The following is a 9900-nucleotide window of genomic DNA, read 5'->3' as shown; positions in this document are numbered from 1 at the left end:
CAAACTATCCCGAGATCGCCGCCGCTCTGGTCGGCTGGGGAATTGATTCCATAAGCGTCAATCCATCCAGCCTGATCGGCGCGCTGAAGGTGGTGGCGGATGCGGAACGCGCGGCGGCCGCGGCGCGGCCTTAGAGCGTGGGAGACGAATCCATGCAACTCAGATCGAGCGCCTTTTTCGACGGTAGCGCTATCCCGCGGCGTTTTACCTGTGCGGGCGAAGACGTGTCCCCGCCGCTCCATTGGACTGATGCGCCGGAAGGAACTCGCAGTTTTGTCCTTCTCTGCGACGACCCCGATGCCCCGGCAGGGATTTGGCGTCACTGGGCGGCTTACGATCTTCCTGCCGATCGTGCAGCGCTCCCCGAGGGCGCTGGTCGGGCCGGAGGCGAGGATAGCTCAAAACAGGCGCTTAACGACTTCGGCCGATCGGATTACGGCGGCCCCTGCCCACCACGCGGCCATGGGCCGCATCATTACCATTTCCGGCTGCTTGCGCTCTCAATCGACCATCTGCCAGTGCGCAGGAATCCATCCTGCCGGGATGTCGAACGAGAGGCGCGCAAACATCTTCTTGCGGAAACAATCCTCGTGGGAATGTACCAGCGATGATCAGTAAGATCGGTTTCGTTCACGAGGGTTTTCCAGGCTGTGTCGCCGGATCCGCTGCTTACGCGCCTTCCTGAAAGATAGGGAACAGGATCGATGCCGGTGCAGAATGCCGAGATTGCGGCGTTGTTCGACCAAGCGGCCGAGCTACTGGAGATCAAGGGCGATAACCCTTTTCGCAGCAGGGCATACCGCCGAGCCGCGCGCCTCATTGAAGGATTGCCTAAAAGCGTTACGAGTCTTCTGAAAGCAGGGGAAGATCTCTCGGAATTGCCCGGCATCGGCAAAGATTTGGCCGGTAAGATTGCGGCCATCGTCACAACCGGAAAATTCGATCTCCTCGAATCCTTGAAGGACGAGTTGCCCGGCGATCTGGGCGAGATAGCCGCCTTGCCCGGTCTCGGTCCGAAACGCGTCAAGCTTCTCTACGACAAGCTCGGCGTTCGCTCGATCGAAGATCTTTATCGCGCCGCCAAGGCGGGGCGTCTCCGCGAGCTCCGGGGCTTCGGCCCAAAGAGCGAGGCGAAGCTCCTTGCCGCGCTCGCCAAGCCCCCGAGCCAGAAGAGGTTTAAACTCGCAATGGCCGAGGCGGAGGCGGAAGCGCTTGTCAGCTTCCTGCGCCCGGGGTTGGACAAAGCTCGGGTCGTAGTGGCGGGCAGCTATCGCCGGCGTCGCGACACGGTCGGGGATCTGGATATTCTTGTCGCCGCGCACCGCAATGCGGCTGTCGGAGACAGGCTCTCAAAATATGAGAACGTGGCGAACGTCCTCGCCCACGGGCCGACGCGGACCACCGTCGTGCTTCGCTCCGGCCTCCAGGTCGACCTCCGCGTCGTTCCGGAACAGAGTTACGGCGCGGCTCTGATGTATTTTACCGGCTCCAAGGCGCACAATATCGCGCGCCGCGCTCTCGCCAATGAGCGCGGTTGGAAACTCAATGAATATGGTCTTTTCGACGGCGAGCGGCGGATCGCCGGTGCGACAGAGGAAGACGTCTATGGGAAGCTCGACCTCGCCTTCGTCCCACTGGAGCTGCGCGAGGACCGGGGCGAAGTCGTGCTGGCAAAGAAGAAACGGCTGCCCAAGCTCGTGTCGCTCTCCGACATTCGCGGCGATCTTCACGTCCATTCGGAGTGGAGCGACGGCACGGTTCCCATTGCCGACATGGCCGCAGCAGCCAGAGAGCGCGGCTACGCCTATATGGCGATCACGGACCACAGCCAGCGCGTAACCATCGCTCATGGCCTCGATCCTGCGCGGCTTTCGCGGCAAATTGACGAAGTTGATCGCCTCAACGACGAACTCGAGGGCTTCGTCGTGCTCAAAGGCGTCGAGGTCGATATTTTGGCGGATGGTCGCCTTGATCTTCCAGATAAAATCCTGTCTCGTCTTGATGTCGTTGTTGCCGCCGTCCATTATAAGTTCGATCTCTCCCGCCAGTCTCAGACGGAGCGGATCATACGCGCGATGGACAACCGGAACATGTCGATCCTGGCGCATCCGACCGGCCGATTGATTGGAGAGCGGGAGCCCTATGACGTCGATATGGAGCGCGTCATCGCTGCGGCGCGTGAGCGCGGTTGCCACCTCGAGGTGAATGCTGAGCCGGAGCGGCTGGATCTGACAGATGTGCACGCTCAAGCCGCGAAATCGATGGGCGTCAAAGTCGCGATCTCGACCGACGCTCACACGACCGCGGCGCTCGGATATATGCGGTTTGGCGTCGACCAGGCGCGCCGCGGCTGGCTCGAGTCTGGCGACGTCATCAATACGCGGCCGCTGGGCGAACTGAAAAAGCTCCTCAAACACTGACTGGTCGCACCACGGACGCGGCGGCAGCAAAGACAAGTCCTTCAGCGCTACGACCTCAGATCGCGACCCGAACAATAAACCGCAAGCGAACGCGATAGCTGAGTCTCACAAGCTGCGCTCAAGCGCCCTCGCGCGGGATCGACGCAATCTGCAACGAAATGGCGCGAACTCAACCGTCGCCGCGCCTTGCGTCTGCGGCGTTGCGAAGCGATTTAACTGATCCAACGAACTTCGGGCGCTTTTCGTGGAACGGCCGGCGCGGGAGTCCTTGGGCGACCGACGATGATCGGGGCCACAGGGACATGGGGTTCTGGAACGCCAATTGTTTCCTTTCCCTTCGGCGTGCCGAACCAGGCCTGCGCGAGCCCGATCCAGCAAGAGCCGAAGCCGGCACCGTGAGCAGCGAGCATGAGGTTTTCAGCTGCCAGCGCACAGTCCTCGACAATCCATGGTCCCTGCGCGATGGCCGAGATCACGATCAGGGTCGGCGCGTGGTAGAAGATGTGGAAGTCCGGGTCTGCTAGTCTTTCACAGAGATGCGCCGGCATGGGGGCCGTGGACCGGATGTTCAGCAAGTGAGCCTTGGTTAGACTCAGTGCGGTGCGCCGCCCTGGTGCAGATGTCGGTACCCGTGCTCGGTCATCCACCGCGCCCGGGCCAGGTGGGTTTCCCAGGCGTGCCGAGTCCCGGCCGGGCTCGCGCTCTGGATCCCGGTGCAATACGATCCGCGCGACCTCTTTCCAATCTGCACCGTCTTCCTCGGCGTCGAGGAGACGAAGATAGGTCACCAGACGCTGTTCGTCATAGCCCGTTAGCACCGAGGCCGTCGGTGCTTCGTCAGGCATGTCAGGGTCGAGCGGAGGCTGCTGCATCGCGTGAACGAGTCAAGGAAACCTTGGGAACTTCAGATTAGGCGTATTGCGATGCCGGGAATAGACCCGAACTGCGCATCGCGTGATGGAGAGCCTGCATCACCCTGGTGGTTCCGAAACGCCTCGGATCACCCTCGCTGGTATCGAACTCATGCACCGGATCAGAAAAAGTCAGTTCAAGCTCGGAAGGCTTCGCATCAAAGACCACCGGGCGCCTGCCGCATGAGTCGGATCATCCCTTGCCGTTCCGCTGTGCTCTCACGGAAATTTTGCACCATAGCCCTTAGCTTTGAGCAGCATGAAGCGAATACGCGTCTTTTTCATAGGCAGCTGTCAAAGGGAGAAGACCTTATTGATGACGGTAGGCGCGTTGATCCTGGTCAATGCACCACGATCGCCCTGGAACTAGGCAGCGAGGCGACTGGGCCGATCGGCCTAGCGCGCCTCGATAAAATCTCCTCAGAAAGCGGGGTTTGAGCGTGTGAGTTTCCGAACTGGTCGCGCTGATTATCAACGCCTGTCGCTAAGGAGTTTTGGCGGACCCGTCGCGTCCAAAGCGGGTTGACCGCTTTGCGATGTGGAGGATTGCGAAAGGCGCTTTATTAGCGCAATGTGGCGGACGAAGGGCGAGAGTCCAGCAGTCCAGACAATGGACGCCAGAAGCGGGAGGGGAACAGCATGGCGCAGGGCTACGAATCCATCCAACGAAATCCGAAATATATTGAACTCGTCAGGCGGCGCTCAACGTTCGGCTGGTCTCTCTCAGCGGTCATGTTGGTGATTTATTTCGGGTTCATATTGCTGATCGCTTACGAGCCCAAATTTCTTGGCACGCCTATCGGCGCCGGAGTTATGACAATCGGGATTCCGATCGGCCTCGGCGTAATCGTTTCAGCGTTCGTTCTTGTCGGAGTCTATGTTCGGCGAGCCAACGCGACTTACGACGGTCTCGTTCGTGACATCGTCGAGGAGTCACGCTGATGCGCCCGTTGTACGCTCTCCCCGCCGCCGCAATTCTCGCGCTCCTCCCGGTCCTCGCGCATGCCGCGGGAGCGGTCGAAGGGGGCGCTAAGCAGGCGACCAACTGGTCAGCCATTGCGATGTTTGTGCTCTTTGTTTGCCTTACTCTTGGCATTACCTATTGGGCGGCCAAACAGACGAAATCCGCCGCCCAGTTCTATTCCGCCGGCGGCGGCATCACCGGGTTTCAGAATGGCATCGCGATCGCCGGCGACTACATGTCGGCCGCCTCATTCCTTGGCATCTCGGGCCTTGTCTATCTTTCCGGCTATGACGGGCTGATCTACTCTGTAGGGTTCCTGGTCGGCTGGCCGATTGTAACGTTCCTGATCGCCGAACCGCTGCGCAATCTCGGCAAATATACATTTGCCGACGTCGCGTCGTTCCGTCTGGGGCAAACGCCGATTCGAATCCTCGCCGCCTGCGGCTCGCTCGTCACTGTGGCGTTCTATTTGATCGCCCAGATGGTCGGGGCCGGTAAACTGATTCAGATTTTGTTTGGCCTCGACTATTGGATGGCGGTCGTGATCGTCGGGGTGCTGATGATTGTCTATGTCACCTTTGGCGGAATGCTCGCAACGACCTGGGTGCAGATCATTAAGGCTGTCCTGCTGCTGTCGGGCGCCAGTTTCATGGCGTTCGCCGTCTTATGGAAGTTTGGCTTCAGCCTCGAAGCGCTGTTCGCGAAGGCTGTCGAAGTGCACCCGAAGCATCTCGCCATCATGGCGCCCGGCAGCCTCGTATCCAATCCGATCTCGGCGATCTCGCTTGGGCTCGCGCTGATCTTCGGCACCGCTGGATTGCCGCACATTCTCATGCGCTTCTTCACGGTCTCCGACGCCAAGGCCGCGCGCAAATCTGTGTTTGTGGCGACGGGCTTCATTGGCTATTTCTACATCCTCACCTTTATCATCGGTTTCGGCGCGATCTGCCTCGTTGCGACTGATCCGGCGTTCCTCGACACCGCGATCGCCGCGGTCAAGGGACCGATCGCCGCGATCAAGGGCGGCTCGAACATGGCGGCCATTCATCTTGCGGATGCGGTCGGCGGAAGCCTCTTCCTTGGCTTCATCTCCGCGGTCGCTTTCGCCACTATCCTCGCCGTTGTATCCGGCCTCGCGCTGGCTGGCGCGTCGGCGATCAGTCATGACTTGTTCGCGACCGTCATCCGCAAGGGTCGCGCCAATGAGCAGGAAGAAATGCGGGTGTCGAAGATCGCCACGGTGTGCCTTGGCGTCCTTGCCATTGTGCTTGGCATCGTGTTCGAAAAGCAGAACGTGGCCTTCATGGTCGGCCTGGCGTTTTGTATAGCCGCCTCCTGCAATTTCCCGGTGCTGCTGTTGTCGATGTTCTGGCGAGGGCTGACGACGCGCGGCGCCCTCATCGGCGGCTTCCTCGGCTTGACCTCGGCCGTCGTCCTGGTCGTGCTTTCACCGGCTGTCTGGGAGGTGACGTTTGGCAACCCGAAAGGATCAGCGCCATCTCCGTATGAAAACCCCGCGCTGTTTTCGATGACCATCGCCTTCGTCGGCATCTGGCTGTTCTCGGTGCTTGACCACAGCAAGCGCGCACAGATCGACCGCGCCGGGTTTGACGCTCAATTTGTTCGTTGCCAGACCGGCATCGGCGCGACCAAAGCGTCGGCGCATTGACAAGAAGGAGAGCTCCGGACACGGCTCATTTCGCGTCCGGAGCGCATGAGTTTGCCGAACGCCTTTGACGAGCAGAACCCGCCGTTCGATCGCCTGACGTCGCAGGAAATCGAGGAAGTACGCCGCGCCCTCGACATCGCCTATTTCCGCCCCGGCGAGACGATCATCGCCCAGGGCGAACCATCCGAGGCGCTCTATGTCATTATCAAAGGCGTCGTAGAGGAACGCGCCGGCCGGGAGGTTCTTTCCCTTCTCGGGCCAAAGGATTCCTTTGACAGCCGCGCTCTCGTTCAAGGGCGGGCGAGCCACGAGTTCCTCGCGCGGGAGGAGACGCTGTGCTACCTGCTGCCTGGAAAGGCGGCGCTCGGCCTTATTCAGAGCAACCCGCGTTTCGCGGCGTTTTTCTATCTTGAAATTTCGCGCAAGCTCGATGCGATGGCGCGGGATGAGGAGGACAGCCGCGTCGGCACGCTGATGCGCGCGCGCGTGTCGGACATGAAGTTGCATCCCGCATCCTTCATTGATGCAACCGATACGATCGAGGCGGCCGGCCATCGCATGCGGGAGATCAACACCAATGCGCTATTCGTGCGCGACGGCGCACGGACCGGCATCCTGACCGGAATGAATCTCTCCAAAGCTGTTGTGTTGAACCGCATGCCCATCGAAGCGCCGGTCGGACCGATCACGCACTTTGACGTGGTCTCCCTTTCCCCGGATGATTTTGTCTATTCGGCGTTGATCCTGATGACAAAAAGCAACAAGCGCCGCGTCGCGGTTCACGACGGCGCGGCCTACATTGGCATTCTCGAAGATATCGAGCTTCTCAGTTTCGTGACCGGCAATGCGCAGTTAGTCGCGCAGCGGATCGACAGGGCGCTCACACTTGCGGACCTCACCATCGCATCCCGTGAAATCGGCGGTCAGGTTCGCCTGCTGCGACGTCAAGGGGTCAAAATCGAGGTGGTCGCGGAAATCGTCTCGGATCTCAACCGGCGCCTGTTTGCTAAAGTGTTCGATATTCTTGCCCCGGCGCCTATCCGCGCTCGCGGTTGTCTTGTGGTTATGGGCAGCGAGGGGCGCGGCGAGCAGACGGCGCGCACCGATCAGGACAACGCTCTGATCCTGGCCGAGCCAGTGGATGAGCGCCTGCTTGAAGCGTTTCGCTGCGATTTCACCGCGGCGCTGGAAGGCTTTGGCTTCTCGCCTTGTCTGGGCAATGTGATGGTGCGCAATCCGGCGTGGTCGCGCACGCTTGCCGACTATCTCGCGGCATTCCGGCGCTGGGTCGCGCTTCCCGACGAAAACGCCCATATGAACGTCGCGATCTTCTATGACGCCGCCGCTGTTGCGGGCAACGCCGAGCTTTTGGCGGAGGCCAAGGCCCAACTGATCGCGGCGACGCGCGAAAACAGCGCCTATCTGGCGCATTTCGCCCGTGCGATCGAAGCCTTTCCGATGCCGATCGGATTCTTCAATAATCTGCTGACGCTGGACGGCCACGGCGACGCCGTCGATCTGAAGAAGGGCGGCATTTTCCCTATTGTGCATGGCGTGCGCAGTCTTGCGCTGGAACGCGGGCTGACTGAAACCGGCACCGGCGAGCGCATTCAACGGCTCGTCGAACTTGGCCTGATCAGCCGCGACCTTGGTCGCGAACTGACTCAGTCCCTGTATTTCCTCATGACGCTGCGCCTTGACGCCCAGCTTGCCGCCACAGGCGCATCGAGCGCGCTGGTGCGACCGGCGGAGCTTTCAAGCCTGCAGCGAGATCTGCTGCGTGACGCGTTCCGTGTCGTGAAGCAGTTTCGCGATGTCGTCCGCCGGCGCTTTAACCTTGGCATGTTCTGACATGATTCTCCGTGCGCTGAAGCGCCTCTTCCATCAGATCAGCCTCGGCGACCAATCCTACCGCTTCATGTTCGCTCCCGGACCCATTGACGAAGTCGTCGCTTTCGACTGCGAGACCACAGGGCTCGACTGTCGCCGCGACGACATCATCACCATTGCCGCAATTCGCATAAAAGGCGCCCGCATCCTGACGAGCGAACGGTTCGAGGCGGTCGTGCGGCCGGAGGCGCGCATGCGCGCAGATGCGATCAAGGTGCACCGCCTTCGCGAGGCGGACGTCGAGGCGGGCAAGCGGATAGAGAAGATCATCCCGGAGTTTCTGCGCTTTATAGGCGGCCGACCGCTGGTTGGATATTATGTCGAATTCGACGTCCGAATGATCGACAAATATATGCTTGGACTGATCGGCATCGAACTGCCGAACCCGCTCATCGAGGTTTCCAAGCTCTACTATGAGCGCAAATACGGTGACGCGCCGGCAGGCGCGATCATTGACCTTTCATTCTCCGCGATCCTGAGCGACCTCGACCTGCCGGCGCTCGATCAGCATGACGCGTTCAACGATGCGCTCATGACCGCGATGATCTATCTGAAGCTGCGCGATTTTAAGGAGAGGGGGGTTCGCATCCCAAGATCGCGCGTCACGAGAGGCACGGAGGCGCCGCTCGGATAGAATCCGCGACAGCGGGAGGGGAGCGGGCGCCGCCAATGCCCCACTCAGTGCTTATCTGCCATTATGAAGTCGAGGAAAGCGCTCTGGCCGATCCCCGTGCTGCTGATCGAAATCCTCTCTCCGAGCAATCAGGCAGAAACCTCTGCCAATGTCCTGGGCCTATGCCTCGATCCCGAGCGTTCAGGAGATCCTCGTCGTCAGGACCGCCGGGATCGGCGCCGATCATCCTCTGCGGCGCAACCGGGACGGATCATGGCCCGACCGGGCCCTCGCCATCGGCGAGCTGAAACTTGAGAGCGGCGGTCTCGGACGCCTCTCGCCGCCGCTTATCGCACCATGCGGCTGGCGGCGAATAGTTAAGCAAGATCGCCGGGCCGGGCCCCGTCATAACGCCAACGCCGTCCAGCGCGGGAAGCCGGCCATATTCTTCAGTTTGTCTGTTGTTTCTTTTCGGCCTTTTCGGCGGCATGATATTTACGACGGATGTCGGCGAGATCGACGGTCGGTTTCGGATACGACATATGAAGATCGTCCATGGTGTCGGCGACGATCTGGGACACCGCGAGATTGCGAAACCATTTATGGTTGGCGGGGATGACGAACCAGGGCGCATGGCGCGTGCTGGTTGCGCTGAGCGCTTCCTCGAAGGCGATCGTGTAATCGTCCCACAGCGCGCGCTCGGCATAGTCGGACTCGCTTATCTTCCAGTTCCGCTCCGGATCATCGAGGCGCTCGGCGAAACGGGCGAGTTGTTCTTCCTTGCTGATATGTAGAAAGAATTTCAGGATCGTTGTCCCGGCCTCGGCGAGCCCTTTTTCGAATTCGCGAATGCGGGCGTAGCGCGCCGTCAAGGTCGGCTTGTCGATCAGTTTGTGCACGCGGGTGACGAGAACATCTTCGTAGTGGGAACGGTTGAAGATCGCGATTTCGCCTTTGGCGGGCGCATGGGGATGGACGCGCCATAAAAAATCATGCGCGAGTTCGAGCGGCGTCGGCTGCTTGAAGCCTGTGACATTGGCGCCCTGCGGGTTGAAGGCTGCGAAGACGTGGTTCACCGTGCCGTCCTTGCCCCCGGCGTCGAGCGCTTGCAGGACGATCAGAACCGAGTGATTCTTTTCGGCGTAGAGCAGCGACTGACGGCTCATGAGTTCGCTCTGGTACCGCGCCGTGTCCGCGGCCGCCGCTTCGGCCGTTTCATGATGTCCCTTATAGGCGGGATCGACGTCCTTGAGCTTCAGTGTTTTGTCCGGATCGACAAAAAAAAGATCACGATAATCCATACTTGCCCCGTTTGTTTTCGAGCGAATGGCTGGCGCATATGGGCGAAAGGGAGAAATGGACCTCCCCGAACGAGCTTCGACGTTTTGAGCCTTGCGAGCTGCTTGATTCGTCATTGCAGACATCGCTCGGGG

8 protein-coding genes and 1 pseudogene are annotated in these 9900 nt (G+C 60.4%); 6 read left to right on the top strand and 3 right to left on the bottom strand.

The window, feature by feature from the left end; genetic code table 11:
• Window positions 1-152 precede the first annotated feature (152 nt).
• Both MPC4_RS18105 and polX read left to right on the top strand, forming a co-directional pair.
• Entirely contained in the window at window positions 153-611 is a 459-nt protein-coding gene (locus tag MPC4_RS18105) for a YbhB/YbcL family Raf kinase inhibitor-like protein (RefSeq protein WP_174513753.1), read from the top strand.
• A 93-nt stretch (window positions 612-704) separates the two neighbouring features.
• Complete coding sequence (polX, locus tag MPC4_RS18100) at window positions 705-2420, top strand: DNA polymerase/3'-5' exonuclease PolX (protein WP_174513752.1); 1716 nt, start codon at window positions 705-707, stop codon at window positions 2418-2420.
• 212 nt (window positions 2421-2632) lie between these two features.
• On the opposite strand, the gene MPC4_RS18095 is transcribed toward polX, so the two are convergent.
• The gene (locus MPC4_RS18095; protein ID WP_174513751.1) at window positions 2633-2968 is read right to left on the bottom strand and encodes a nitroreductase family protein; all 336 of its coding nucleotides are present in this window, start codon (window positions 2966-2968) and stop codon (window positions 2633-2635) included.
• Between the two features lie 44 nt (window positions 2969-3012).
• Window positions 3013-3292 (bottom strand): annotated as a pseudogene (locus MPC4_RS18090) (DNA -binding domain-containing protein).
• A gap of 678 nt (window positions 3293-3970) precedes the next feature.
• Here MPC4_RS18090 and MPC4_RS18085 point away from each other — a divergent pair.
• Genes MPC4_RS18085 through MPC4_RS18070 form a run of 4 tightly spaced genes read left to right on the top strand, consistent with a single transcriptional unit; the run spans window position 3971 to window position 8488 of the window.
• A complete protein-coding gene (locus MPC4_RS18085; RefSeq protein ID WP_134492857.1) occupies window positions 3971-4273 on the top strand; it encodes a DUF485 domain-containing protein in 303 nt (100 codons plus the stop codon).
• Window positions 4273-5964 (top strand): cation acetate symporter, encoded by a 1692-nt coding sequence (locus MPC4_RS18080; protein ID WP_174513750.1) that lies wholly within the window; start codon window positions 4273-4275, stop codon window positions 5962-5964. Before MPC4_RS18085 ends, MPC4_RS18080 begins: the two co-directional genes overlap by 1 nt.
• A gap of 45 nt (window positions 5965-6009) precedes the next feature.
• The gene (locus MPC4_RS18075; RefSeq protein ID WP_244629099.1) at window positions 6010-7815 is read left to right on the top strand and encodes a putative nucleotidyltransferase substrate binding domain-containing protein; all 1806 of its coding nucleotides are present in this window, start codon (window positions 6010-6012) and stop codon (window positions 7813-7815) included.
• A 1-nt stretch (window position 7816) separates the two neighbouring features.
• Window positions 7817-8488, top strand: coding sequence for a 3'-5' exonuclease (locus MPC4_RS18070; RefSeq protein WP_174513749.1), 672 nt, complete (start codon window positions 7817-7819; stop codon window positions 8486-8488).
• A gap of 428 nt (window positions 8489-8916) precedes the next feature.
• On the opposite strand, the gene MPC4_RS18065 is transcribed toward MPC4_RS18070, so the two are convergent.
• Window positions 8917-9768 carry a PPK2 family polyphosphate kinase gene (locus tag MPC4_RS18065; RefSeq protein ID WP_174513748.1) on the bottom strand — a complete coding sequence of 284 codons (852 nt, stop codon included), beginning with the start codon at window positions 9766-9768 and terminating at the stop codon, window positions 8917-8919.
• Window positions 9769-9900: the final 132 nt, after the last annotated feature.

The organism is Methylocella tundrae, from assembly GCF_901905185.1.
GTDB lineage: Bacteria > Pseudomonadota > Alphaproteobacteria > Rhizobiales > Beijerinckiaceae > Methylocapsa > Methylocapsa tundrae.
The sequence above is the reverse complement of the archived record's forward strand: the minus strand, read 5'-3'. Positions and strand labels throughout refer to the sequence as shown.